Annotated in this window: 23 protein-coding genes; all 23 read right to left on the reverse strand. The window is 63.4% G+C overall.

Annotated features, from left to right (window positions below; translation table 11 throughout):
* Positions 1–85 precede the first annotated feature (85 nt).
* Complete coding sequence (locus tag BM009_RS06615; protein WP_093294892.1) at positions 86–469, reverse strand: hypothetical protein; 384 nt, start codon at positions 467–469, stop codon at positions 86–88.
* Positions 459–827: a hypothetical protein gene (locus tag BM009_RS06620; RefSeq protein ID WP_093294894.1), complete on the reverse strand. Its 369-nt coding sequence runs from the start codon at positions 825–827 to the stop codon at positions 459–461. The genes BM009_RS06615 and BM009_RS06620 overlap by 11 nt, the downstream gene beginning before the upstream one ends.
* A complete protein-coding gene (locus BM009_RS22170) occupies positions 824–1,006 on the reverse strand; it encodes a hypothetical protein (protein ID WP_139216568.1) in 183 nt (60 codons plus the stop codon). Before BM009_RS22170 ends, BM009_RS06620 begins: the two co-directional genes overlap by 4 nt.
* Positions 1,007–1,074: 68 nt before the next feature.
* A complete protein-coding gene (locus BM009_RS06625) occupies positions 1,075–1,398 on the reverse strand; it encodes a hypothetical protein (RefSeq protein ID WP_093294895.1) in 324 nt (107 codons plus the stop codon).
* Positions 1,399–1,565: 167 nt separating this feature from the next.
* Positions 1,566–4,583, reverse strand: a complete 3,018-nt coding sequence (locus BM009_RS06630) for a DUF7359 domain-containing protein (RefSeq protein WP_093294897.1) — start codon at positions 4,581–4,583, stop codon at positions 1,566–1,568.
* Positions 4,584–4,643: 60 nt separating this feature from the next.
* On the reverse strand, positions 4,644–8,261 hold the full coding sequence (locus tag BM009_RS06635) for a DUF7359 domain-containing protein (protein ID WP_175487930.1): 3,618 nt from the start codon (positions 8,259–8,261) through the stop codon (positions 4,644–4,646).
* A complete protein-coding gene (locus tag BM009_RS06640; RefSeq protein ID WP_093294900.1) occupies positions 8,254–8,637 on the reverse strand; it encodes an NlpC/P60 family protein in 384 nt (127 codons plus the stop codon). Before BM009_RS06640 ends, BM009_RS06635 begins: the two co-directional genes overlap by 8 nt.
* A 37-nt stretch (positions 8,638–8,674) precedes the next feature.
* Complete coding sequence (locus BM009_RS06645; RefSeq protein WP_093294902.1) at positions 8,675–9,316, reverse strand: hypothetical protein; 642 nt, start codon at positions 9,314–9,316, stop codon at positions 8,675–8,677.
* Between the two features lie 2 nt (positions 9,317–9,318).
* A complete protein-coding gene (locus BM009_RS06650; protein ID WP_093294903.1) occupies positions 9,319–9,678 on the reverse strand; it encodes a hypothetical protein in 360 nt (119 codons plus the stop codon).
* Positions 9,678–14,177: a tape measure protein gene (locus BM009_RS06655; protein WP_093294905.1), complete on the reverse strand. Its 4,500-nt coding sequence runs from the start codon at positions 14,175–14,177 to the stop codon at positions 9,678–9,680. Before BM009_RS06655 ends, BM009_RS06650 begins: the two co-directional genes overlap by 1 nt.
* A 108-nt stretch (positions 14,178–14,285) precedes the next feature.
* Positions 14,286–14,525: a hypothetical protein gene (locus BM009_RS06660; RefSeq protein WP_139216570.1), complete on the reverse strand. Its 240-nt coding sequence runs from the start codon at positions 14,523–14,525 to the stop codon at positions 14,286–14,288.
* Between the two features lie 68 nt (positions 14,526–14,593).
* Positions 14,594–14,980 (reverse strand): hypothetical protein, encoded by a 387-nt coding sequence (locus tag BM009_RS06665; RefSeq protein ID WP_093294908.1) that lies wholly within the window; start codon positions 14,978–14,980, stop codon positions 14,594–14,596.
* A 59-nt stretch (positions 14,981–15,039) separates the two neighbouring features.
* Positions 15,040–15,555, reverse strand: a complete 516-nt coding sequence (locus BM009_RS06670; protein WP_093294909.1) for a hypothetical protein — start codon at positions 15,553–15,555, stop codon at positions 15,040–15,042.
* Between the two features lie 68 nt (positions 15,556–15,623).
* Positions 15,624–16,007 (reverse strand): phage tail terminator protein, encoded by a 384-nt coding sequence (locus tag BM009_RS06675; RefSeq protein WP_093294911.1) that lies wholly within the window; start codon positions 16,005–16,007, stop codon positions 15,624–15,626.
* On the reverse strand, positions 16,004–16,471 hold the full coding sequence (locus BM009_RS06680; RefSeq protein WP_093294912.1) for a hypothetical protein: 468 nt from the start codon (positions 16,469–16,471) through the stop codon (positions 16,004–16,006). The genes BM009_RS06675 and BM009_RS06680 overlap by 4 nt, the downstream gene beginning before the upstream one ends.
* Positions 16,471–16,821: a hypothetical protein gene (locus tag BM009_RS06685; protein ID WP_093294914.1), complete on the reverse strand. Its 351-nt coding sequence runs from the start codon at positions 16,819–16,821 to the stop codon at positions 16,471–16,473. The genes BM009_RS06680 and BM009_RS06685 overlap by 1 nt, the downstream gene beginning before the upstream one ends.
* A gap of 9 nt (positions 16,822–16,830) precedes the next feature.
* On the reverse strand, positions 16,831–17,583 hold the full coding sequence (locus BM009_RS06690) for a hypothetical protein (RefSeq protein WP_093294915.1): 753 nt from the start codon (positions 17,581–17,583) through the stop codon (positions 16,831–16,833).
* Positions 17,580–18,410 carry a hypothetical protein gene (locus tag BM009_RS06695; RefSeq protein WP_093294917.1) on the reverse strand — a complete coding sequence of 277 codons (831 nt, stop codon included), beginning with the start codon at positions 18,408–18,410 and terminating at the stop codon, positions 17,580–17,582. The genes BM009_RS06690 and BM009_RS06695 overlap by 4 nt, the downstream gene beginning before the upstream one ends.
* On the reverse strand, positions 18,410–18,928 hold the full coding sequence (locus BM009_RS06700) for a hypothetical protein (RefSeq protein WP_093294918.1): 519 nt from the start codon (positions 18,926–18,928) through the stop codon (positions 18,410–18,412). Before BM009_RS06700 ends, BM009_RS06695 begins: the two co-directional genes overlap by 1 nt.
* An 89-nt stretch (positions 18,929–19,017) precedes the next feature.
* On the reverse strand, positions 19,018–19,920 hold the full coding sequence (locus BM009_RS06705) for a major capsid protein (protein WP_093294920.1): 903 nt from the start codon (positions 19,918–19,920) through the stop codon (positions 19,018–19,020).
* A 90-nt stretch (positions 19,921–20,010) separates the two neighbouring features.
* Complete coding sequence (locus tag BM009_RS06710) at positions 20,011–20,775, reverse strand: hypothetical protein (protein WP_093294921.1); 765 nt, start codon at positions 20,773–20,775, stop codon at positions 20,011–20,013.
* A gap of 168 nt (positions 20,776–20,943) precedes the next feature.
* On the reverse strand, positions 20,944–25,125 hold the full coding sequence (locus tag BM009_RS06715; protein WP_093294923.1) for a right-handed parallel beta-helix repeat-containing protein: 4,182 nt from the start codon (positions 25,123–25,125) through the stop codon (positions 20,944–20,946).
* Positions 25,122–26,762 carry a hypothetical protein gene (locus BM009_RS06720; RefSeq protein ID WP_093294924.1) on the reverse strand — a complete coding sequence of 547 codons (1,641 nt, stop codon included), beginning with the start codon at positions 26,760–26,762 and terminating at the stop codon, positions 25,122–25,124. Before BM009_RS06720 ends, BM009_RS06715 begins: the two co-directional genes overlap by 4 nt.
* Positions 26,763–26,795: the final 33 nt, after the last annotated feature.

Raw genomic sequence — 26,795 nt, forward strand, 5'->3', positions numbered from 1 at the left:
CGTACCGCATAGGCCGCGGTCGCGGGTTTGGTTGGGACGGTTTGCGAGGGGCGGCTCAGCCAGAGCGCGAGCGCGGCAAACCCCCTCACTTCAAGCCGTCCTTGTCGGCGTCGGCGTCGCCCACGCTCTTGCCGAAGGTGGGCAGGAACATGCGCGCGAAGTAGCTGGCGACCTTGATCGGGCTATCCGCGAACTGCCGGCTGGTCTTGAGCACGCCGGCAAGGACGTTCTCGCAAACGACCGCAGCCACGCCAGCCAGGAACAGGGTCGCGTAGAAGTTCCAGTGCAGATCCTGCAGAAACCCCCAGCCTACAACGGCGCCTGCGCCACCATAGACGCAGCCGGCCAGCAGCGAGGTCCAGCGGCGCTTCACGTCGCTGACCATGGACTGCAGCAGGATCAGGATCGCTCCGCCCGTGAACAGCCAGATGTGCTGGATGAGCGTTGCCTTCTCGTTCTCAATCGGCACTTCGGTTCCCTTCGCCCCACAGATACTTGTCGACGGGACCGACCTCCTTGCTCAGCGTGACCGCGACGAAGATGTGCGCGAGTGTGAACAGGATGCCGGCGACTGCGTGAATGAAGAAGAAGCGCTGCCCGTAGGGGGTAGCGATGCTCCAGTCGTTGCGAATGCCGAACTCGACCAGGACGCCGGTCAGGTACAGCGATAGGCAGGTACTGGCGGTGACCCAGGCGTAGAGCACCGCATTGCGCTTGCCTCGGAAGTAGTCGGGCACTTTGAAGCGCCAGTGCTTCCCGGAGCCGACCGCCACGATACCCGAGATGATCGCGAGGATCGACATGACGAGCGTGAAGCCCACAATCATGCGGCGCGCTCGCTGGGGCTGTGAAAGCCTACCGGGCTTGTCGGTTTGTGTTCAGCCTGCACATCGACGGGCTGATCGCTCTCATATTCGATGGCGATTGCCATCTTCCGGCGGCGGGCGCGAAGGAAAAGCCAGACGGCAACCCCCAGCGCGAGCAAGCCAATGCTCATCCAATTCATGCGCTTCCTCGCGTGTGCGTGTCAGTTGGCACATACTAACATGAACGCGAAGAAGCGGCAATGAAGGCTTAGGTGGCGGGCTGCTCCACCAGCGTCTTGGACAGCTCCTCGATCTGCTGTGCGATCGGGAGCGCGTCGTAGCGCAGGATGGTGCTGACCCGCTCCAGCCGGGTGTAGGTGTCCCGGTCGATCGTAGGCATCGAGGCGCTGATCGACTGTACGACAGAGTTGATCATCGCGGGCGTGAGGATGTCGGCGAGCGTGCCGAAAGACTTGAGCTTGGCAATCCGCGCAGCTTCCTTCTCCTGCTGGGCAGCGCGGGCTTGCTTCTCCTGCAGCGCCTGAAGTGTAGCGAGCTCCTCCGCCGTCAGCGTGTCTTGTTCCATAACCATGTCTTCTCCTTAGCTTTGATCGTTCGTTTCTTCCGACGAAGGGAACGGTGAGGGCACCATCTCGAAGGAGTGCCCCTCCTGCGCGTTCATGAGCAAGTCCTCCGGGGACTCCGCGTAGACCCGCTTCACTTCCACGCCGTTCTCTTTTACTGCATACCAGGGCATTCCTACCTCTTCACTTCTTCTGCCATGAGCTGGACATAGCTGACGTCGAAAAACGCCGCGGCCGAGGTCGAGTTTGTTTTCGTCACCTCAAACTCGAGCCACATCGTCGTTGTGCCCGGCAGCGGTGCGGTGAGTGCCCAGAACGTGTATGGGGTGCGCTTGTAGGGATCGACAGGGATGGTCCTGCTGATGGGGAACACCTCGCCATTGGACTGCCTGAGCATGAGCCTGGCGTTGCAGCCGCCGGTCCCCTGCGTATCCTGGGAAAGGATTGCCTCGAACTGGGCATCGACCCGCATGCGGCCGCCAGTGTACCCGAAGGTGATGGCTTCCGAGTTAGTTCTCGTCACCGTGAACTGGGGGCCGCTCGCCGTGGCGCGGAACCCGAGTTGCACTGTGCTCACAGCGTTCGAGATCGAGCTATTGGCCATCGCTCGCGTATTGACGGACCCGGTGACGAACAAGTCCCCGCTGATCAACACGTCACCGACGATGTCGACGCCAGCGCGACCGTTCGCATCCGCGCGGATCATCAGCTGAGCGCGGTTATTCCCCGCAACCGCAACGACTTCCCAGAAGGCAGCGGTGCGACCGTTCAGGTTCGAAACCGCGCTCTCCGTAGTGGTGACGCGCGCGGTCAGGTTGCCGGTGCTGTCGAGCGCCTTCTTACCCTTTATTTCGCCGTCCGTAGCCGGTCGAACGACGCACCGGTGCCAGTAGGTGTCGCTCGAAGACCCATCAAACCCGAAGGCCTCCCAGCCGCCCATTGCATGAAGCGACAAATTGGTCTGCGCGGAATTGTAGACCAGAACACTCCAGGTTCGACGATTATACCCAGGACCTGAATACGTAAAATCGTTGATGTCGGGTGTATTACCAAAGCCAATTTTATAATTCTCGCGGTACCAGAAGTCGATGTAAATTCCCGACCCCTGCCAATTGCCCTCGAACTGCTCAACCTCTGCCTCGATGACATACCAGCCCGCGGGGATATTTTCGAGATCCTGCTTCAGGCCGATGTTACTGTTACCGACGCGGTGCATGTAGACTGGCACCGTACCATTGCGCCCGGGGTTTGTGGTCGACGGAGTAACGGTCGACCCGTTACCTCCTCCCCACGGGTTCCAGCCTGTTGGAGCAGAGCCGGTGAAAGGTGCAGTGAACCGCGCGTTTTTGTTCATTGCGATATCAGACGACGCTTCAATGACGGCGGTTCGCGACGCCAAGGCGCCGGTGTCGCTGACGCGCGCCGTTTCTTCGGACTGGATCCTCGCCAGCAGCTGGCTGCCCTGCGAGCCGTCGAGCTGCGCCTCCGTTTTGGTGATCCGGTCGCCCAACGCGCTGTCCTGCGCGGCCCTGGTCGTCTCTTCGGTCACGATGCGAGCAATCGCCTGGCTGGAGACCTCCAACGCGCGCCCTGCCTTCACTTCCGCATCGCTCGCGACACGGATGGAGCAGCGGTGCCAGGTTAGGTCCTTATCGTCAGACCCGAACCCAGTATAGTTGGTCATCAGGTGGAAGTTGCCGTCAGCGTCGGCATCCTTGTGAACCAGCAGGCTCCAACGGCGGTTGCCGAGTTGAGTGGCGCTGGCGACATCCGCGTTGTCGGGTGCCGTGTCGAAGGTCAGGTTCCAACGGCCGGAGATAGACACGCCGGCGCCCCGCCAGCTGCCGCTGTTCAGATCAACATCCGCTTCGATGACATACCAGCCCGCACCCTTGAGGGTCGCGAGGGACTGATACACGCCGGAATTGATGTTGCCGGAGGACGTCTGTCGCAAAGCCCAGGTCTGCGATACGCGATCTTCGGTTACCCGGGAGATCGTATGCACGTCGCCCCAGAACTGCCACCCTGTCGGAATTTCCTGGCCATCAGGCCAGATCTCGAAGAATGCGTTGGCGTTCAGCGCGCCAGTAGCCGCGCCATTAGACGACTCCACCACGCTTACCCGATTTGCCAAGGCATCGTCGGCCGTCGCGCGCGCGGTCTCTTCAATGATGATGCGTGCCTTCAGCGCGCTGTCCTGATCGCCCTTGAGCTGAGCTTCAGTGGTCGAAAGCCGATCGCTCAGCGCCACGTTGTCGCGCGCGCGGACAAGCGCCTCGTCGGTCACCGCAGCTTCGGCCCGGTCTGCGATGGTCTTGGCGCTGACGATGGAGGTCGTGAGCGTACCCTCGGCACCCTTGGCCCGTTCGACCTCCGCGGTCAGGTCGCTCCGCACCTTCTCCGCCTCGGCGCGCGCGGCGTCGACAGCCTGGTCGATCTCTGCCTTCACCTTCAGGAACTGATCGCGCGCGGCAACGACGTTACCCGTCGCGTCCTTGACGGCGTCGGCGATGTCTTCTGCCGGCACGCCGCCGACGCTCGTTCCCGGCGGGGCGCCGACCGTCGCATTGTTGGCGGGCTTGCCTGGTCCGTTCACACCGTCCCAGTCAGCGAGCTTGGAGGCTCGATCGATGATTGCGGCGTCGAGATCCGCCTGCGCCGCATTCATGGTGGCGAACGCGGCCTGAAATTCCGCGGGCTCCACGGGGGTGTCTTGCGTGAAGTCGTTCCACTTGGGCTCGAGCCCAGCGAGGTACGCGCGCAGCGCGACGTTCGCGCCGTTGGCCGCGTCGATGTAGGTGTCCACGCCGCCGAGCTGGAGCGCCTTTGCGCGCGAGGCGTTTAATGAAGCGGTCAGCTGGTTGTAGAGCAGCAGCACCTGCGGCTTCTCTGCGCGCGACAGTACCCGGTCGCTCGTGACGCCCAGTAGGTCGAGAATGACCTGGCTGGCGTCTACGCCGTGGATGGTGCCTGTGATGTCGCCATTGAACGAGATCTTGTCGACCGGGCGGTAGCGCAGCGTTTGCGCAGCCATCCAGTCAGAGAAGATGAAGCCGCCCGGCGCGACATCGTCATCTACCTTGCGGTAGCCGCGGACCTTGAAGCTGTAGAACTTGTCGGCGGCCACCCCAGGCAGGATGATCGAGCGCTTGCTCGAGGGTACGAAAACAGAAGTCTCGGGGAGCGTCGTCATGCGGGGAGTATATACGTGTGTCGTCACACACGCAATAAAGGCGTGCGCGACAACACACTGTTAGGCGGTTTCTGCGCTCCAAGCCACCTCGAAGCCATCGATCGAAGCGTCCTTGCCCTTCCACTCCCACTCGAAGCTGATGTCGGCGGAGCCATCGCTGTTGATGACATGCTCGACATCGCCGGCGGACGTAATCGGCGCCATGATTGCGCTCCCGTCCCGGTTGTTGCCTTTGGTCGGATCGGTCGGCGCGTACGGACTCACGGCGATAGAGAACTTCTTCTCCACCCACTCGGAAAGGCTCGAATCACTGGTGGAACGGACCTGAGCCACATAATTCCCCGTGTCGAGGCCCGAGATCGTGAGCGACCGCTCGACGTGCTCGCCAAGACTGGTCCAGGTCTGCGCGGTCGCGCGCCGATAACGCGCCTCGTAGGCTTGGACCCCGGTCATATCGGCTGGCTCATCCCACGCCATCTCAGCGACGCCAACGACAGCAAAGTTCGTCGGCGTCACCGCGACGTTTCGAGGACCGTCCAGCGCGGCATAGAGAACTGCCACCGTCCCCTTCACAGAGGGCGCGGACGCGAATGGAGCGCGATCGCCGCGGGTGTTATAGGCCACCACCTTGAACTCGGGCACATCGCCCTCATTCACCGCGACCATCAACTCGTTCGAGTTCACCGCAGAACCGGCCGAGCGGAAGGCTGAGCCGTTAATGCTGACGTAGACGTCGGCGCCCGCATAATTGCGAATGTTGATCGGGTTCCAGTGCACGCGCGCCGTGATGGTTTTGCGATTGGCTGCGACCAGGCGCTCGTAGTCGAACAGGAGCATTGAGACATGCGGGACCTGACGGTCGGTGACCACCGTCACCGGGATCGGGATCTCGACTTCAGCCGGCCCATAGACGCCTTCGTGATATTCGACGAAGGTCAGTCGGCGCTTCTCGATGCCCGACCCGCTGATCCCGGTGAGGGTGTATGGCTTCCGAACCTGCTCGATCTTGCCAAAGATGAAGTTCGCCCCCTCGGCGGGCGCTTGTGGGAGATCGGCGACGAGCTCGACCACATTGGTCTCAGCCGGGCCGCTCGTGGTGACGTCATACTGCAGGACGACGTCCGTCGCCCACAGGTTCACCTGCGTGCCTGGGAACATCAGCGGCGGCTTCACGGCCAACGTGATCGTGTGATAGGGATTTCCGTCCCGAAGCTGCACGATCTCGTAGTCCTGGCCGTCCATGATGAGACGCTTGGCCTTGGTCGCCTCGACACTATCGCCGGTCACCAGAAGCTTCTGCCCTACGATGCTGTAGATCGCGTTCTGGCCGGTGTGGATGGCGTCGAAGTGGACGATGGTCGAGTAGCGGGCACCTGCCTCGATCTGCACGTTCTGGTCGAGCACGAGCTTCCGCGTTGTGCTGCCCGCGAACAGACGGCCGCTGTTCGCCCAGGCCATCATGTCGTGCTGGATCAGCGCGACGTCGCCCAGCAGCACGTTGATGGAGTCCATGGCCGTGTCGAACGTCAGCGTGCGGATCAGCAGCCGGTTCTGGTAGATGGCGCGCCACAGCTCCTTCGTGGCCTGGGTCACGTTGTCGATGCCGGGGAACGACACCTGCGCCACGCGCGAGATCTCGTTGAAGGTCACCGCCTTGGGGTCGACGTACCGGATCGTCTTCTGCTTGTTGCGGTCGTTGCGGTCGTAATAGGTGATCTCGTATTCGTTCGACCGGTCGGCCATGGACATGTAGCTCAGCTCGAGCGAACCCTTGAGGATGTTCGCCTGAGTAAAGCTGGCGACCGGCTCGCGTGGCTTATCGACTGCGACGCTGATCTTGGTGCCGAATGGGATGGGTGCTGCGTGGCCGATCCGCCAGACCGCGCGCAGCGCATCGCTGAGATTTGAGTTGGTGTCGAACACGCCGTTGAAGGTGATATTGTTCGCCGCGCAGTATTCAGCGAACTCAATGATCCGCGGCCAGTCGATGCGCCTGGTCGGAACGCCGGCGCCTCGCTCGATGCCGGCCAGGATGTCGACACCGCACCACGCGGGGTTGTTCGTCCACGCCTTCTCGGTCGGATTGCCCTCGATGTCATAGAGCTGAACGCGACTGCCCTTCACGCGCGCGGTGACGGTCGGGATGGCGCTCAGCTGCTCGTTGAGCTTGATCTTCAAGGCCAGGTATGCGGTGCCGCGCATCGCCACTGGATCCACCGTGATCTCCGCGACGTCGGTCAGATAAACCTCGTCCAGCTTGTACTGATCGGTGGAGGTGGCGTTCGTTCGCCGGATGCGGGTCTGATAGAAGCCATGCGCCAGCTGCGCGGACTCGAAGGAGCGGCGGATCTGGCGAGTGCGGCTGTCGGTGACCGTTTGTGAGAACGTGGCTACGCTGGGGTATGCCACAAGCCGCGTGATCTGTGCGCCCGGCGCCGCTCGCACCTCGTAGTCGCCACGCGGCAGCGCGACGTCATACTGGCCGGAGACGTAGGGCGTGATGTCGGTGTCGCCGGCAATGCTGCCGTCCCCACTGGCGTCGAAGATGTACCCGGGCGAAGCGACGGCGTTCAAGGGCACGGTGACCCACTCGTCGGTCCCGGCCTTGCGATACTGGACGGCGCCGGTGCTCTGCGAAACCTCCGAGGTCTTGGTTTGCGAGTGGGCGATGAAGCGCAGGATGTCCTTCAGCTGCACGCCATCGCGGTCGATGTCGATATAGTCGTAGGAGCCGTTCTGCCACTCGACCGGCTGGTAGTTGCCCAGCGGCTCGCGAGTAACCGGATCGACCTGCCGCGCCTCCATCTGGAAGGTGACAGAGCGATTGCTATAATCGCCCTTCTTGCTGTCGATGTTCACCAGGCCCTGCGAGAAGGCCACATCCCATCGGATCTTGTCGACCGCGGAGGTGGTATAGTGCTCGACCCAACCCGTATCGATCTTCTGGGACTTGTTGCTCTGGACCGTCGAGCCGTCAAACCAGGGGTGCGCCGCCTCATTCAGCGTGCCCTTGCTCACATAGTATTCGACGTCCGTGAACGAGCTGATCGGCTGCTCATTGAGCTCGATGCCTTCCACGCTCTCCACTTCCCCGTCGTTGAGCACGACGCGCATGTAGAGGTACTGATCGTCCCCCACATTCTTAGTGAAGCAGTCGGCCAGGTTGCCCGCCGTGCGGAACTCGCCGTAGATGACAGGGTAGGGGATGTTCTCCGTTGCGGAGTTCTTCGCGCCGTCGATGCCGTAGGATCGGCTGTCGTCGTTATCCGCCTTTTTCGGAGCCTTGGGCGCCAGTAGGAACGCGCTGGCCAGGCCGAGGCCGATCGCGATGCCGATCGATGCGATCTGGCCGATACCGGGGATGAACTGGACGGCGATCATCGCGACCTGCATCAGCACGCGCAGCACCGACTTGAACCCGTCGCCGCCCTGGGGGACGAGCACGAGACCCAACTGGTCGCCGCGTGAGAGCTTGTGGCCGAGTTTGTCGGCCGGCTGGATCTCCTCCCCATTGAGGAAGACCATCCACTCGCACTCTTCGGGCAGGCCTTCGAGATAGTCGGAAAGCGTCGCAGACTTGCGCCAGGCAAGCTCGTGCTTCTCGACGGTCTCGGGCTCGAAGGCGTTGTAGAGCACGCTGAGGTGCACGACGTTCTTCTGGCGCGGCGGCTTAACCATAGACATAGGCTCCCAGCGGCTTGATGAGGGGGTCGCTGAGCCGGTCGGTAGTCACGCCAGTCGCGCCGGTGGTGTGGAGGTAGCGATCGCGCGCGATCGTGTAGCCGACATGGGCACCGAGCCCCTCGACGCGTAGCGTGACGAGCGAGTTGACGGTACCGAGCGGCACGCGCCTCCAGCGTCCCTTTTCGCGATCGATCAGGCTCTCGACCTCCTCGAGACTGCCGGGCGACACGAAGTCGGGGAGCTCGACGCCGTTACGACGGAACATCTCCTTGGCCAGGCCGTAGCAATCGAAAGTGCCCGGCCCGCGTGCGCCGCGCTCGAAGGGGAGCCCGAGGAGGTCGAAATAGTGGGGAACGACTTCAGCGATCATTCCCAGATTGTAGCATATGTGTGTTCCAGTCACCACATTACAAGTTCATGCGAACCAGGCCTGTGAGCGCCCGAAAGTTGAGCAGGTTGCCCTTGACCGCGCACCCCCTAGGCCCGTCGCGGGTATAGTCGCAAACTGTCTCGGCGCCGGTGTATCCGCAGCCGTAGCCCCGGAAGCGCCATGCGCAGCTCGTCTTCGACTGCCGATGCTTGGGAAAGGCGATGTTGAGAAGGTTCTCGGCGCCGAGGGTGAAGCTGACCGCGTAATCCTTCACGCTGGAGGTGACGATCTGGAACCTCTCCTCGAACTCGACAGGGCGATCCAGCCGCGCTGTGTTGAGCACGATCATGACCGCCTCGGAGAAGATGCCGCCGGCCATCTCTTCCATGCGACGCTGAATGAAGCCGGTCTGATCCTGCGCCTCGATGGAGACCGAGGGAGCCTCATTCTGTTTCTGGTCGACATTGAGGCTGAAATTGCCCGCCAGGAACACGCGCGGCTTTCCGTCGCCATCCACCCCGAACACGATGTTCTCAGGGTTGCGGGCGATGCGGATGGTGTCGACCGTCTGCCGCGTGTTCGGATTGACGATGTTGACCTCGAGGAGAATGACCCAGGCCGTGTCAGACGAAACCTTGTTCTTGTCGATCACGCTCGCGACGGAAAGCTGGCGGCCCAAAACTATACCTCAGTCATCTTGATGGTGATGTCCCACATGCGATTGCGGCCGACACCCACATACTTCGTCTTCACCTCGTCGAACCGAACCTGGTGAAAGGTTCCATGCAGATAGTCGAAGTAGGTGAACGGAAGGCTTCGTGTGTGTGCGGCTTCGAACGCCATTATGGTCTGATAATCGGCGTGAGGCAATGCGATAAATCCGGTCGTGAACGTGATCCGCCGCGCGCGGGTGAACCGCGGACGACGGAACTCGTAACCGCCTTCGGTGTCGCTCTTGACGGTGTTATCCTCCAGGACACGATCGAAGAGCGACGGGCTCTCGCCGCGCGAAAGGACCGGTTGGGTAGGGAACTGCGCCATTACTGCCTCACTGCCGCGACCGCGTTGCGCAGCCGCCCATCTTTGCCCATGGCCTCCAGGACCACATCGACGATCATGTCCCGGCCGTTGAACCGGGTGTCACCCTGTTCAGCGTCGACTTCATGGCCGCTGTTGTTGATGACGTTGACCTCGACCTTCGCCGGGTGGCCGCCGCCGTAGCCCGTCTTGCCGAGGAGCCGCTGCTGCTCGCGGGTCAGCACCACCTCGTCGTCCAGGCCGATCATCGGAACCTCACCCGACTTCAGCTGACGGCCGCCGATCCAGCCGCCGCCGTGATACTTCTTGGCGTTGGCGAACACGTCAGCAGGGACGTGTGCGCTTGCCGACGCGGCGCCGATGACGCCGCCAGTGTGTGCGGTGCCCACCAGAACGCTGCCGATGCCACCCAGAACGCCCTTCAGGGGGCCGCCGAGCGGGATGCCGTTGCCGATGCCCGGACCCATATCGAACGTGGGCTGGTCGCCAGGCATGATGTTGCTCCCGCCCGAACCGTAGCCGATCTGTGCGCCCGAGTTGACCTTGCCGGTCGTAGAGAAGCCGCCGCCGAGCTGCCCCTTCAGGAACGTGCCCATCGACACCTTCTCGCCGGCAGCATTGTTCGCCATGCCGATTGCCGACAGGATCGAGTATGCGATCATCGCCTGGAGGATCACCTGCAGGATCTTCTTCAGGATGTCGCCAACCAGGTCGCCGAAGTTGGTGTTCGCCTCCGTCATGCCCTGGACGATTGAACCGAGCGCCTGGGCCATGGACTGCTGGATGCCCTGGCCGAGGCTCGCCCACTGGCGCGCCTGCTGGATGAGCGCACCTTCGGCCGCGCGCTCGTTGCGCGCTTCAGCTGCGGCCTTCCACGACAGAAAAGCCTGCTCGGCGCGCTGCTTCTCCGCCGCGCTCATTTGGGCGTTGTTGCGCACCGCCTCAAGCAGGACCTGCTGACGCGTCATCTCACGGCTGAAGTTCGCCTCGCGCTGCTGGTCCTCGTTCATGAGGCTGATGCGAATCTCTTCGGCGGTATCCTCCCAGCCCTTGACGGTGTGCGCGGCATCAGCGCGCTCGATTGCCGCCACGATCTCGTCGATCTTCTGCTTGGCGTTCTCGAGTTCTTGGCCCGAGAGCCCGATCAGCTTGTCAGCGAAACGCGAGCGGATCTGCGCCAGCCGTTGGTCGGCCTCCATCGTCCCGCGGTTGAACGAGGTCCAGAACTCGTTGCCCTCGGTGGTAGCCTGCGCGAGATCGCCAGCGAGGCCGTCCATGACCTTCTTCACGTCCTGTTGCTTGGCCGTATCGTCGATCGCCGAGGCCATGTCGCGCAGCTGCTGGATCTGCTGCGGGGTGAGGCCGAGATGGTCTGGGCTCGCTGCCAGCTGCGCATTGAACTTTGCAAGCTCGCCCTTGCCGTCCGTGAGACGGTCGTTGAGCTGCGCCAGGCGGCCGGCCATGGAAACGATGCGGCTTTCGAAGGCGTCCTCCTGGGCATTCGCCTTGCGCGCATGAGCGAGCGCGTCCGTCGCCGTGGCAGCGCGGCGGATGCGGCTGATCTGCTCTTCGGTGGCACCGGCGTACTTGCCGCCGGCCAGCTCTGCGTTGAACTTGGCCAGGGCCGGACCGCTGCCGTTCATGCGCGCGGCCGCGGCCGCAGCTGCACCGTCAGCGGAAACAGCGGCGCGCTCCCACTTCGAAAGACCCTTGGCGCCGTTGCCGGCCAACTGACCCAAGGCCTGGGCGCCCTGAGCGACCTTCGCCTGGCCCTCTTGGACCAGCTCACGAGCCTTGTTGACGGTCGCGATCAGCGGGTCCAGCTCCCACTGCGCCTTACCCGACGAGCGCGCTCGCGCCAGGTCGGTTCGGGCCTTGGCCAGCGTCTGCTGGTCCATCGCGAGCTTCGCTCGGTCAAACGCGGCGGTTCGCGCCTGCATCTTGGCGAGGGCGCCCTTGTCGCCCTTTTCCAGATCGGCCTGCAGCTTGTCCATGTCTTGGCCGTACTGCTCGCCCATGCGATTCAGGACGTTGGTGCGGTTCGAGATCAGGCCGTCCCACCGCTTGTTGGACTCGTCCATCGCCAGCTGCGGCTGCGACTGCTTGATCTGACCCGCAAGCTTCGCGTCTTCAGCCTGAAGCTCAGCGCGGCGCTTGGCGCGCGCGTCGTTCCCGCGCACGTTGAGGCCCGTATCCCACCAGTGCTCGCCCTTCTCGACGGAGATCCCGAGGAGGGGGTTCTGGGCCTCGTTCTCCTTCATCTCGCGCGCGATGCGCTCACGCCGGGCAACCAGGGTCTGCATGTCGGATAGATTGCCCAAACCCTGGCGCAGTCGCTCAGCGGCGGCAGCGGCACGATCTGCCTGCGTCTCAAAGACGCCGGCCGCCTGGGCGGCCTGATAGAGGGCGACGCCAATCATCACCGCCGGGTGGAGGGCGAGAGTCATGGCGCCCTGCAGCGCGCGGGTAGCACCGCTGGCGAGCGTGGCTGCCGTGGCCATGGCACGCTTGCCGAGGGTGTTTGCGGTCTCGGCAAGCGTCAGGCGCTCGGTTGCAGCCGTCTCGGCAGCCATGGCTGCGGCCAGCTGAAGCTCCAGCTGGATCTGCTTTTCCTTCTGCACGAGAATGGCGAAGCCGCTGCGCTGGGCAGTCTGCGATGCAGCATTGGTGCCCGCGGTAGCGAAGCCCTCGCGCTCGATAGCCGCGGCCAGCTCGGCTTCGACCGCGACCAGGCGCTGCTTGAGCGAGATCTCCTGCGCCGTCTGGGCGCGACGCTGGGACGCTTGGGTCGCCACCTCAGCCTCAACCTGCATCAGCGCCTGCTCAGCGAGCGTGCGCGCCCTCACCGCCTGGGTAAGCTCCGCCTCGACGACTGCCTGCTGGCGAACGAGCGTGCCCAGTTGGCGCGAGCGGTCAGCTCGAGTGAGGGAGCTGTTGTTCGCAACCGCGTCCGCCTGTGCGCGCGCAACATTGACGCGCTCGATCGCCGCGATCTCTTCCGCGGCGGCGAGCTGCGCTTGCGCGCGGGCCTGCTGGATCGCCGGGTTATTGCCGATGTTCTTCAAGGCTGCGGCGTTGGCCTTCTCCGTAGCAGCGTCCAGCTGCACCTGAAGCGCGGTAACGCGGTTCCGTGCATCGCTGACGGCCTTGGCTGCCGAAGAAGCGGCGGCACGGTCTGCAGCCGTAGCCACCGCCTGATTTGCGGCCTTCAGCTCGGACAGTGCGGCGATCTCGGCGCGGATCTTCCCGATCTGACGTTCACGCTCCGCGGTGGTGGTGCGGATCGCGTTGATCATCGTTCGTTCTTGCTCGGCGACCGCGCGGTTGCGAGCCACCTCCATCCCCATGCGGTTGCGCTCCAGGACCCACAGGTTCTGGGTGGTGACGTTGCCGCGGAGCACCTGACCATAGGCGGCGGCCTCGGTGCGGGCTGCGGCAATGGAAACACTGAGGGCGCGGAGGGACGCGACGGCTTCCTGTGCGCCGGTCAAGATCCAGGCACCAAAGCGCTTCGCGGTCAGCGCGGCGATACCGATCGCGATGGCCTTGATGCCGGCGCCGATCTCATTGCGGAACTCTACGGCGACCCGGATCGCGCCCGCGATCGAGGAGGCGATCGAATTGACGGCGCCGCCGAGACCTGCAGCGAGCTGACGCCCCTCGGACCCTTTGAGCAGGTCGTTCAGATCCTTCAGGCCCTTGACGCTGGTCGCAAACAGGCCGCCCTTTTCGTCCAGCCCGGTGAAAGCCGTCGAAAGGGACATGATGTTGGTGCGGAGCTCGGCCAGCTGGCCGGTCATCGTCGCCGCGAGCTTGCCGCCAGCGCCCGTATAGACGCGCTGCATTTCCGCGAACATCAGCGCCAGAGCGGGGCCGGCGCGCACGGTGCCGGTCGCAACCTCCTTGGACAGCTGTGCGACCGTCTTGCCCATCGAGCGAGCCATCAGGCTCATAGCGTTCGGGACGGCCTCACCCAGCTGCTGCCGGAGCTCTTCCATCGACACGACACCCTTGCCCGCCATCTGTTGGATGGCGATCGAGGCGCGGTGCATGGTATCGGAGGTGCCGCCGAACGAAGCCACCGCGTCAGCGAGAGCCTGGAGCGAGCCGTCCCGCGGATCGAGCTTCGCTGAGCGGAACTTCACGAACGCGTCGGTCAGATCGTCGACCGCGAAGCCGGTCTTTCGGGCCATGTCGAACAGCTCGGAGAGGTTCTCCTTGGCCTCGGTGGCCTTCCCCAGCGCCGTCGTCTGGTTCGACAGGCCCTTCATCAGCACGGTCAGGCGTTCGACTTTGGCCGACTGCTGCAGCAATGCGCCGACCCAGCCCACGGCGAGGTCGCGCACATTGAGGAGCGCGAGGCGCATGTTGCCGAGGATCAGAACGTAGTCGCGCAGCTTCTGCAGCGGCGTCGACATCGCGCTGCCCGCGCGGTCAAAGGTGTCGGTGAATTTGCGGACGGAGGATGACGACTTGTCGACGTTGCCGCCGAAGGTGCGCATCTGCGCGCCGGCCTGAGCCAGGCGACCTGAATACCGACCGGTATCAAGATCCAGAACTAGACTAAGCCGGCGCGTTGCCACTTCCTCATCCTCTCGTGTGTGTGTTGGTTAGGACTTGCCGGAGGCAAAGCGATCCCGCAGCTCGTCGAACTTGGCCTCATCGAACTTCTTCTCGACCACCACCGGGCTATCGAGCTCCAGTCGGAGCGACTCCACCAGTGCCGTGACGGGCTCTTTGCTCTGCGCCGCGGCGGTGATCAGGAGTCGAAAGGTTCGCTGGTCGCGCTCGGCACGGATGCGATCGATCTGGCGATTGTACGACCAGAAGGTGCGAAGCGGGAGCTTCAAGACTTCCCGGTAGCTCATGCCGTATTCAGCGGAGACACGAGCTACGAAGAACGGGAAGTCGATCTGCTTTAGCTCTGCTCCGCCACCTCGTTTCCCACCGTGACGCCTTCACCGGCGTCGGGCGAGGACACTTCGTTGATCTTGGAGCTCATATCGTTGAGCCAGCCGAAGATCGTGAAGAGCGAGGGGGTGGGGAGCTCGCCGACCGGCAGCGTCGGAAAGAACTCCTGGATGCTGTCTCGGATCATCGAGACGACTTCGACCATGTCCTGGTCGCCGATCGCTTCGGCGTCGGCCACCATCTGCTGCTGCTTCATCGCTCGCTTCTGCTGCTCGATGAAGCCGTCGACGTCGAGCACCTTCATGTAATGAGACGTGCCCTTGTGCTTCACTGCGATGTCGGAGACGTCGTGCTCGAGGTCGTCCAGGTTCAGGATTTTCGGTTCGTTGCCCATGGTAACTCTTGCTGCTGTGTGGAGGGTGAGGGGAGGGGCACTGCCCCTCCCCAGGCTGGTCAGGCGGCCGCCGGGTCGCCCATGGTGAAGAGCTCACCGGTGGTCAGATCGACGAAGCCCTCGAACTCGACGGCGAAGACCTTCTGGTCGTCGTGCTTGAAGGCGAACGAGAAATCGCCCTTCACCGAGGCCAGGCTGATCGTGACGTCCTTGCTCTTGTCGTTGGCCGCGCGGGCGAACGGGTGCAGGACGAGCTCGCCGGCCTGGGCGCGCAGCGAGGTGCCGACCGCCGACTTGATCACGAGCTTCTTGGAGGCGCCGGTGCCGATCAGGGTCGATCCGGGAACGCAGGCGGCGAGCTTGGTGAGGTCGCTCTCGGCCATCGGGAACTTCACCTTGACGGAGCGGCCCTTGATGACGTTGTCCACGACCGTGTCGCCGTACTGATCGACGGTGATCGGCGTCACCTCGGTGCCGAACTCCACTTCGACGCCGCCCTTGGTCAGGCCGAGGTCGGTGCCCTTATAGGTGCCCGTGCAGGGACCCATTTCCAGATTGTCGAAATCGCTTGCCATTGCATGCTCCAAAATGAATATCGTGAAGCATCATACCATAAGTGTGTGTCACTTGCCACACGCTTGGATTATACGAGAGCGAAGCCCAATCGAAAGCGGACGCTCGTCTCGATGTCGTCGGCTTCGCCGCGCGGGTAGCTGATCGGCCTGGTCATCGGTCGACACCAGACCACTTTGACACCGTCGCCCTCAACGCGTTCGAGCGTCAGCGCCTTGGCGACCCTCTCCGCAACGGCAAATCCCTCAAGCGGATCGGGGTTACGAACGACCGCCTGAATCTGCGACGAGAAGAAGCCACCAAGCCCCTCATCGATTTCGTGGCCGGATAGCGGATCAATCAGCATGACGCCGCGCGGGACGTCTGCGGGCAGCGTGCCGACGAACAGGTCCACGCCAGACTGCGCGATGCCAGCTGCCTCGATGAACGTTGCGAGATAGATCAGGTGCTTCACAGATTCATCAATCCTTCTACCAGTTCGTCGAGGATCTCGTCGAACTCATGATCATGCTCGGCCAGCGCTCGCTCCAGGAAGAGCGGCCCGACCTTGTTCTTGGGGCTCATCATCATCTTGGCGCGCGATGCCGGCCCCAGTTTCCAGTCGAAGCTCTCGTGCAGCCACACAGCGTAGAGGTCGACATTCACCCCGCCTACCATCCCGCCGATCTCGATCGTCGTCTCGATGCGGCCGCCGGCGCCGTACTGCTCGCGAATGCGGTGCGACTTCTCCAACTCGTGACCAGGCGCCTCGCCGCGGCGCGAGCCCTTCCAGTCCACGGGTGAGTTGGCGATCGACTGCTCCATCACAACCTTGGTCACCTGGCGCATATGCCGCAGCCCGCGTTTGCTGGTGGTTGCTCCCTCCCGCGCGAAGTGTGCGCCGAGCTCCGTTGCGCCGGTGCCCTTGAAGTAGAGCATCAGAGGTCTGCCCTGATGTGGCAATCGAGCTCGAGGTGATCCAGGCGCCCCATGACGTCCGCACGCGGTTGGACGATCGACACCTCCAGCGTATAGCCGTAGACCCGCAGCAGATCCCCGCACTTCACATCGAACTGCTTGCCCGCAAGGATTTTGGCGGTCGCCTCGTGCTGCTCAGCTGCGCCGCGGGACGCGGAGCTGTCCGCGCGGACGCTAGTGTGTGCGCTGGTGTCCTTCAGGTCCACGACCGATATGGCGATCGGCTGCGGCGCGAAGAAGCTTTCCTTGCCGGTGATGGAGCGCTTGGCGGCTTTCTTCAGCCATTCCGCCCGTGCGTTGGGAACGAACATTGTCGGGTCCTATGGCTTGATGGTGAGGGTTGCCTGGCTCGAGGGGTGAAAAACCTCGGCCTTGATGTCGTAGTAGAGCGGGCGGTCATCGTCGGCGGAGACAATCCGCACCTGCTCGCCGAACCATCGGTAGCTTGCGTCCGGGTGCGTGATCGTGACCGCATCCCATCCGAACTCGGCAACGCTGTCCATGTAGACCTCGTTGTAGATATTCAGGAGATGCTGCCGATAAACGTCGCGCATGTGCTTGGTCGACTTGAAGCTGCGGCCAGCGCGATCGACGAAGCGGAACGCTGGCGCCTGACTGTCTTCGATCATCACAGCTGCCGTGGCGGATGACGGCGTATGGCGGCCCGAGCGCACGTACAGATCCACTCGCAGGGCATTCGTCTGGTTGTGCTGAGCCATCGCCATCACGTCGCGGTCGACCTGCGCGGCGATGATGCGCGCGGTGTAGAGCGCCGCGCTGAAGATGAAGTCTGCGAAGCGATCGGGGATCGTGCGCTGCTTCGCTTCGAGATCGGTCATAGCGCGCTCGTGCGCAGCGATAGCGATCGTTTGCGTGTCATCGTTCAGCTGCGCTTGCTCTGCGCTCACAAACGCTCGCGCAGCGTCTAGCGCGGTATGAAACGCATCGCTGCGCAAGCTCTCGTCGGTTGCCCCGCGCCGGAACACCACTTCGGCCTGGCCGACGAGCTGGGCGGTGAAGCCTTGGTACCGCTGCACCGCGCGCTCTGCCATTTCGCTGATCGCGTAGATCACGCCCGCAGCACCCCGAACTGCAGAACGACATAGCGCTTCAGTTCCTCGAACGCCTGCCGGCTGACCGGCAGGTTCAAGTAGGGCTTCGAGCTGAAGAAGATCGAACTCTCGCCGATCGTTTCCGAGATGACGCCGTCCTGGCGCTTTTTGCCGACCGCATCGCCGCCAAGCAGGACGTTGGCCTCCATCAGCTGCGCGCGCTTCACCGCCCGGCGGAACTGGTCGGGCAGCGCGTCGAACTGCTCGACCGTGAGCGATCGCAAACGGAGCCGCCGGGTGGTGTCGAATGGTTCGTCGGCCCCGGTGCCATAGGCGGCATAGCTCGACGCGTGGGTCATCGGGTCGATGTGGCTGATCTTGAAGATCATGCGCGCGATCCTCTCGAATGCCTCCGCAAGCGCCCCCTGGCGCATCGTGAGGCTGGAGGTTACGTCCCATCCGTCCAGCGTGGGGCCGAAGCTGCTGCGGACCGACAGCGCCTCTGCGTAGCTCATGAAGCTGTTGACCATGACGACGAGCGGGCGGGAGGCGACCAGCACGAAGAAGTCGCGCGCCTCGACGGGGCCATCGGCCGTCTTGAAGGACACGACAATCTCCCGCCCGGCGCTGGGGATGTCCGCGGCGAGCGTCAGGTGTTCAGCTTCGATGCGGAACGCAGCTGCATCAGCGCCGGCCACGAACGACGAAACTGGACCCGCCGCGATGGGCAGGCCTCGATCGTCATAGAGTGCCCACTCGGCAGCGGTTGCCGCGATCGCCTGCCCGGCATCGTCGAGCGCAGGGATGGCGAAGGTCGCGGCACGGCCGCTGGTGCAGCTGCTCTGCATCAGAGGACCGCCTGCGCGGCCTGAGCCTTGAGGATCTCCTCGACCAACTCGCGGATGCCGCGGCCATTGACGCCGAGCGGCTTGCCGATCTCCCGCAGCCCCTTGATGCCGTCATTGCCGCCGATCGCCTCCAGCTCGGCGCGAGTGTAGATCACGAAATCAGCGTCCAGCTCGGTCGCCTTGGCCTGAGCGGCTTCCAGGGCCACCTTCTCCTCGGCCTTGCGCGCGGCCTCGGCCTCGATCAGCGCCGCGCGGTCGATCTCGTCGGTGCGCTTCACGATGTCCAGGGTCTTCGCCTGCTCGACGACGGTGATGGGGGAATGATGCATACGCAGCGCGAGCATGGCAGGGCCGATCTGTTCGCCGGTCTCGGCGTCGACCACCTTCACGCTGGAGGCGATACGGTTGATCTGACGAGCGTCGAGATCCTCGACCGACACGCCGTTCTGGAACTGCGCCTTGAAACCGAAGTTGCCGGTGAAATTTTCCCAGCCGGCGCTGGTGATACGTACCTTCATGGAACTCTCCAAACAAAAGAGGGCCGGGACATGCCCGACCCTCTCCCAGGGCAACAGAATATGTGTGTGCCACATCGCACACACAAGAATCAAATGTTGGTGATGCCCTTCAGACGGGCCAGCGAGCGGGTCGACTTGAGTGCGGTGCCGCAATACCACTTCATGCGGTACCGCTCGACGTCCTTGTTCTGCACCGTGCCGATCGACTGGACCCGGAAGCCCGCGGTCGGCCCGCCGAAGATGCCGTGCATGCCATCCGCCTCGTTGAAGCGCACCGCATAGATCGAGCAGCTCTTGCTCTTGGTGCCGTGCAGCTCGTCGCCGGGGAGGAAGTCGTTGATGATGATCGGCGTCCGGCGATAGGCGGGAACGCTGATGCCCGTGCCGGGGAGCGTGACGTCGTTCGGCGTGGTGCCGCCCAGGTTGCGCAGCATGGCGAGGATCGCGTCGTGCGTACCGCCGCGCATCACCAGCGCGTCGGCGCCCAGCGGAACCATGCGGAGCAGCTGGTCGAGACGCTCGAACGTCAGTGCTTCGCCGTCGCCCGAGGTCGGCAGCACCTGGTTGTCGGCGCAGAGCTCGGAGATGCCGTCGAACGACTTGGGGTCGGTGCCCGAATTGCCGGTCGCCAGGGTGCGCTGGAACTTGCGCGCCATGCCCTTCGCCTTCGCCGCGATCTGGGTCGCGGTCTGGTCGTTGGTGTCCGACATGGTCTCGTCGAGGAAGTTGTCGATGTCGACGTCGCCGATCAGGATGCGCAGCTTCGCCACGACCTCGTCGAACTCGGCGCCGCCCTCGGGGACGGTGTCGTACGGGTCGAGGAACTCGCCCTCGCTCAGCGTCTTCTCGCGATTATACATGTAGGCCTTGCCCACGACGCGCTTGAACGGCAGCATCGCGAACATGGCGTCATTGTCGATGATCTCTTCGATCACGCCCTGCTCCAGGACGTTGTTCGAGAGCTTCTCAGCTTCGACACGAAGCAACGGCATTGATCTCTCCTAAAACTTCGAAATTCTTTTCGGTGCCCATCATACCAAATGCCGACTGTGTGTGCAAGCACACACAGTCGGCAGGCGTGGTTATCGAGCTTCGCGGAGCGCCTTCAGGCCCATCGAAAGCTTCGTGTGGCGATCGACCGGCTTGTCGCCGCTCTTGCCTTCCATCGTGCGCGATCCCGCACCGGGCGTGATCTTGCTCTTCAGGAACGTGTCCTTGTCCGGCTCGCCGTCGACCACCTTCTTCATCGCATCATCGAACGAAAGCGGCTTGCCCTTGGCGTCCATCACCATCGCGCGACCGGCGGCACCCTTGGGCTTGTCGTAGACCACCGGCACGCGGTTCTCGATCTCGACATAGTCACCGTACAGGCGCTCCGCCTTGGCGGGCGTGAGGATGGTCTCGGCGGCGAAGAACTTGCTGGTCGCAAACGCAACCTGGCGCCGCGCGAGAGCGGCGTCTGCGATCGCCTGAGCATGCTCCGTACGGAGGTTGTCGCGCTCGGCCTGCGCCGCAGTCAGTTGAGCCTGATGCTCTTCGTTCTGCAGTTCACGCAGGCGCTCGAAGTTGCCTTCCGCGCGGGCGCGCTCTGCCTCGGCGTCTCGTGCCGCACGGTCGAGCTCGGCGACCCGGGTCGCGTTGGCCCGGGCAGCCTCGGGATCGATGCCCTCGAAGCGAGCGGCGGCGGTGCGCGCCTCTGCGAGCTCGGCGCGAACACGCTCCAGCTCGGCGGCGGCTTCATCGCCTGCATTCCCACCGGCGGGGCGGCGGGCTGCTTCGGCAGCAGCAGCTTCGGCGGCCTCCCGAGCAGCCGCTTCTGCGGCCAGGCGCTGTTCTTCTTCGTCCATGAATACTCTCTATTTGCTCTGTGAAGTGTGTACCATAACACACATGCCGTTTTGTTGGAAGGCTGTGCGCTGACATGGCTCGTCCGCGCGCGCTCCAAAAAGAAGGCTCGCGATGCCTGGAGCTACCCAAACATCGCGAGCCTCAGTCGAAACGGATGTGTTACGCTATCAGACGAGCGGCAGGCGGGATTCCACCCGCGCCCACCAGTCCCGAAGGCTCAGGATGTCGAAGAGGCCGGCCGCGCACCCCGCGGCGAGCCGCTGCACGAGCTGGTTGAAGTTGTCGTCGTTCTGGGCGGGTCCGTAATGCATATAGCACACCAGGTCTTTACCACCGTCGATTGCGTCCAGGACCTCGGCGTAGGCCTTGTCGACAAGATTGGTGCTACCGCCTGCTGCCGTGGTGTCGTCGAACGATGCGGCCGGGCAGCGAATGGCGAAGTAGGGGTCAAGGCCGTAGCCAGTGTAAACGCCATTGCCGCTGCCGGCCGAGCCCATGCGCCCGAACTTATAGCCCGCGCCAAGAAGCGCGTCCTCCATCTTGCCGATTTGGAAGGCAGCGTCCTTGAGGTGGAAGTTGGCAAGGCCGCCGGTGATCGCCGGCACATTGCCCGACATGGTAACGGTTCCGGTGGCGCCTTCGACGTCGACCGACAGAATGGTAAGTCCATCCGGCACGCCCAAAGCGAACATCGTCATGCCAGGCACGAGGTAGGTCGTGTCCACGTTCGTGAGCTGCGCCGTGCCACTGGCGGTGTAGGTCACCCCCCTGCGCGAGGCTGAGAAGTAGCACGTTCGCGAAGCCCCGGCCGGGATTGCCCGGTCGAAAACCAGGTCGACCTGCGACCGCCCGTTGCGCTTCATCTGAAGCAGAACAGGGTTGCCCGAGGCGCCCGTGTTCTTCACAACCATGCCGGCGGCGATACCTTGGTTTACAATGGTGTTCGCCAACGTGATCGTGCTCGTCCCGTTCGGCGTCAACGCGATCGCGTGATTGGGCGCGCCGCCGCCGCCCCAATACGTCCCCGCGCCGAACGACCAACAGAACAGCTTTGCGTCGTCAGCGTTCGAGAAACCACCCGCGATTGCGCGGTCGCGCAGGGCGTTCAGTTGCTCGACGGCCGCAGCTGGCGAGGTGAACATCGTGAAGGACTCGTCAGCGGGGCCGCTGTCGAGACTCCACGTCCACCCATAGTCGTTCCTGAGCGACAGAGCCTGGGCGGCGGTTAGATTCGTGGCGCCGTTGGTGCTCAACACGTCCTGGCAGAGGAAGCCGGTGCCCACGAACGGGTAGGGCATTCCAGCTGCGATGCCCGCGGCCTTCATAGCCGGCGCCGCCTTAGTGATCTGGCCGACGTTGCCGTCATCGAAAGTCAGGACGATCGCAGGCTTGATCCGCTGCGGGCGGATCAGCGCATCCACCTTCACCGAAGCGTTTTTGTTGCCAAGGTTCTGCAGCTGAAGCGCAAGCTGCTTCGTGCCAGCCCCTGCGTCCGTCAGCTTTGCGCCAGTCCATGAGCCGCCAGCGCGCAAGCGCGAAGCTTTGAAGGTCAGCCATCGCTTGCCACGATTGTACGGGTAAAAGTCGGTATTGGGCGCGAGGCCAGAGGCGGGGTCGAACGACGGGATGTAGGTCTGCCCGTTGGTCGTGAGGCGCAAGACGGCAGCATACAGGGAGGTGTTGTACACATCCATGCCGACATCGATGCAAACGCCGATCAGGTCCCAGCTGGCGGGATCATCGTTCGCGCCGATGCTCGGGGTCGTGAGCGACGGAAGGTTGACGCCCAGCATGTTGACCTGCACCGCGCCGGTGCCCTGCACGACAGGCCCAACGACCTGCATCGATGCGCCGCTGCTCACGGTGCGGGAGCCGAGCGTATCGAAGCCGTCGAGCAGCGTGTACGGCGTCATGGTCGCGACCGGCGTGGTGGGAACGAACGCACCAATGCTGGCAGCCGCGCCCTTGGTGGCATACCGCGCGATATAGTCTGCCTTCCGTGCCGCGATGTCTGTCAGGCCGCTATTGCCCGACCCAGTGGGATACGGGTTCGCGAAGATCGCCTGGTGATCGGTGAAGGCTTTCATGTTGGCCAGGTTGCCCTGGTTGGTGAGCTTCGCGGCCCCTGTGATGGTGGCCGTGATCGGCCCCGCGCAGACGTTCCCCGTCACGACGAGATCGCCATACACCCCAGTGACATTGATCGCCGGGATCGAGCCCGCAAGAGTCGGGTCGATCAGGTCGAGCGCGCTCGGATCGTTGATGGCCGTGTTGTTGCGAACGTAGATGTTCACGCCGACCGCGCCTGCGACATTGCCGCTCGAGTCCTTCACCACCATCGCGATGCTGTTGGCGTTCGACGTCTGGAAGCAGTTATTCTCGATGTAGATGTTCTGGTAGGTCGGTCCGGTAGCGTTCCACGGCCCAGCGAACACGCCGTGCAGGCCGGCATAGCCGCCGTCTCCACCATTGCCGCGGATGATCATGTTGCCACGCACGATCAGATCGCCGAGCACCGGCCCCGTCGTCGTGGTGGTCGAGAGGGTGTTGATCTGCACGAAATCGGGGTGCGCCTGGCTGCCGGCCGGCGTCAGCTTGTCGATCACAAGGTTGTTCGTGACGGTGACGCTGCCCGCGTTCGTGAACTGCATCCCATCCTCACCCATGTTGATGAAGGTGTTCGCGTCGACGAGAATGTTGTTCGACTGCGTGCCGTTCACGCCCATGGCAATGTTCGTCGCGAGGTTCTTGAACGTGTTATTGCGGATCGTCACATTCTGAACGGCACCGTTCTTGAGGATACCGTAGCTGTAGGTGGACGAGTCATCCACCTCGAAGCGGTTATTCTCGACGATGTAGTTGTCGCCGGTGAAACGGACGCACTCGACGCCGGGTCCTGAGAGCAGGCTCGTCCAGCGCAGGCCGCGGAGCGCGAAGCCTCCCGCGATGAAGAAGTTGCTGATCGTCGCCTTGTAGACGTTGTCAGCCGTGAGCACGGCATGGTTGCTCCCGGAGAACGTGCCGGTGGGCGCAGCGATCCTGGGTCCGGTCGTCCCCTGCGAAGCGTAGTTGCCATTGCGAAGGATGACCGTCTCGCCATAGGCCGCACCATGCGCCGCAAGCTCTGCCGCAGTTGCTACGTGGCGAGCGTTGCTGACCGTGACCACGCTGGCCGTCACGGCCCAGCCGGCGCCATCCGATACGCGCAGGCTGTACGAGGCCGCGAGCGCCGGGGGAGCAGCGCCTGCGGTGCCTGCGAGCACGAGCTTATTGTTGACGATGGTGAAGAGGCCGCCCGCGTCACCCCCGACGATCGCCGGCGTGCCCGAGCCGGAATACCCCAGGTCGAAAGCACCCATCCCGCGGCGGGTATTCGCGCCCAGCGGAACCGTGAGGGTCGCATCGTCGTCATTGAGGATCGTGCCAGCGCTGGTGACGGTGCCGATACCAGGCACGAAGACGGTGATGATGAAGTTTTCGTTCGGCTCGACCTTCATGTCGCCGATCACCTTCACGGTGACAGTCTTGACGCTCTCGTTGGCAGCGAAAAGATCGGCGCCGGTCACCTGCACGACATCATCGGCGCTGATCGGGTTGGTGGCGCCGGGCGTCACTGCCCAGGTGAAGGGTGCAGGGCCAACAAAGCCATCGCGCTTGAGCGTGACGGTGTAGACGAACGATGTCGTGCCGCTGTTGCCTTCGGGCAGCTCGATCGGATCCGAAATCGAAAGCGTCGGATTTGCCGGGATCGGCGGAACGACCTCGAGCGAGCCGAGCACGACGCCGGTCAGGTCGCTGCTCGCAAGCAGCTCGCCCTTCTTGTTGCGGCCGATCGTTTGATAGCCGATCCGATAGCCACGATCTTCGCGCGAGAAGCGGTAATCGGTGACGTCGGGATAGCTGATGACGGTATAGCCGTCGGTACCCGCCCGCACCCACCGGCCGCCGGCACGAACGCCGCCGGTGATATTCGCGTCGATAGCCGAAACGAGATCGCCGACGCGGGGGCTCGAGGGAGCGGTTAGCGTGGGCTTCGACGAGGCGACCGGAAGCGAAGCCGCCGTGATGGTGATCTTCAGTTCCGTCTGCTGCCGCGGCGTCTGCGCATCAGGGTTCCATTCCTCGACAATGATCGAGAACTTCTTCACCTGGTCCGGCAGAACCTCGAGGCGGTTGACCTTGAGCTCGGTACCGACGAGCTTCACTCGACTGCCAGCGCTATCGATCAGCCTCAGCTTCCCGCCGGCGCTGACGTTCTGGATGGTGCCGATGGGCGTATCGGGGGCCGCCCCTTCGGCGATGGTGGCGGCGCTGAGCACGAGCGGCACCAAGGGCGCGATAAAGCTCACTTATTCAATTCCTTCTCCTTGTCGGGCGCCTTCACGGACCCTTGATTGTTTTCGCCCTGGCTGTTTCGCTTGCCGGGGACGCGGCCCTTTCCGAGGGTTGGCTGGGCAGAGAGTGCAGACGCGGCATCGATCACGGGCTCTTCGAGCCAGTCGTTCTCGATGTCGTCTTGGATCTCCTTGAGATCTGCTTCCGAAGCTTGCGGGAACATCTTCTCGGACAGCCGCGCCATCTGCTTGCGGCGGAGCTTCTTCGGAGCGTTCATCACGGAGAGACGCTGCGCATTGTCCATTTCGTCGGCGAGGTTGCGCACGTCGAATGTCTGCGGGTAGCTGACGAGCTCCTCGGTATCCTGGAGCTCCTCGACATCGCCGGACCAGGCGTTCACCAGGCGCACCAGGTTGTGCTCGACGTTCTGAAGCGACCGCGCCTTCGCGGCGAGCATCGCGTTGATCTTCTCGAAATCGTAGGCCTTGGCGACGCCGCTGGAATTGTCGATGCCGGTGGCGTTGTCTTCCTTCGTCCGTTCGCCGGCCATGCCGATCGAGTGATAGATCTCGCCGACGATCTTGGTGACGGCCTTGAGGATCAGCTCGGGCTGGCTGACGTCAGGCGAGATGTACGTGGGGGCGGCGCCACCCTCGGCGTTGTAGCCGAACACGCGCTTGGTCCCCATGACCTGCATGTTCGACATCTGATCCTGGTCGATATCGCTGTCGTCACCGGCGCCGCCCTCGGTGGGCAGCATGCCCTGAAACGGGATTGCCAGCTGCGAGAAGGTCTGATCCGTGACGATCACGTCGAGACAGGACAGGTAATTCGCGACCGTCCGGTCCATATAGGCAACGTCTTCGACCAGCCCGTCGACCTTGTAGAGCTCGTCCGAGGTGATGTGGTCGGCGGGGAAGATCGGGACGATGCCCAGGCCGTGCTCACGCACGGACGCCAGATCGAGCTCTGCGGTGCGCTCACGCCCCTTCTTCGCGACCTTGATGACCGCGGTGAAATCCTTGGTCCAAAGCCGGAACTGCTCGGTCACATCGCCGGAGGAGGTGAGGGGGTTCGCGTCGTCGCGCGCGAACTCGCCGTTCATGAACCATTCGAGCTCGCCGTCTTCATCGAAGGCGTAGTCGTAGGCCTGCATCGGCTTGATGAAGTATGCGTAGATGCGCCCCTTGGCGGCCTTGCGGTCAGCTTCGGTGACGACATCTGCGGGGATCGAATTGTCGACCACGACCCAGAGCCGACCGAAGGTGCTCGACCACTTCGCGATCGATTCCATCAGGTCGCAGATGGGGCGCTTCAGCAGCGTGGCTGCGCCCCAGAACTCCTTGACCGCCGGCGGCAGCTCTTCGCTCCGCGCGATCGCGCCCTTGAAGACGTACTTGTTGACGAGGCCGACGACCTCCTTGGAGTGCGGGAAGCGATATGCGCGCTTCTTGCGCTCCGCGAACTCCTTGCGGCCCTCCTTTGGGTAGGTGAAGAGGTTCTTCTCGATCCACGAGCGGCCGCCGCGGTAGCACGCTTCCAGGAAACGCCAGTGGTCGAGGTTTTCCTTGAACTCGGGGTGCCGGCGATCGATCAGCTTCAAGAGCTGCTCGGACGATGCTGCTTTCAGCGCGGAGAGATCGACAGACATCGCGCCAGTATATCTGAAACTGTGTGTGTTGTC

The organism is Sphingomonas sp. NFR04, assembly GCF_900114095.1.
Taxonomy (GTDB): Bacteria; Pseudomonadota; Alphaproteobacteria; order Sphingomonadales; family Sphingomonadaceae; genus Sphingomonas.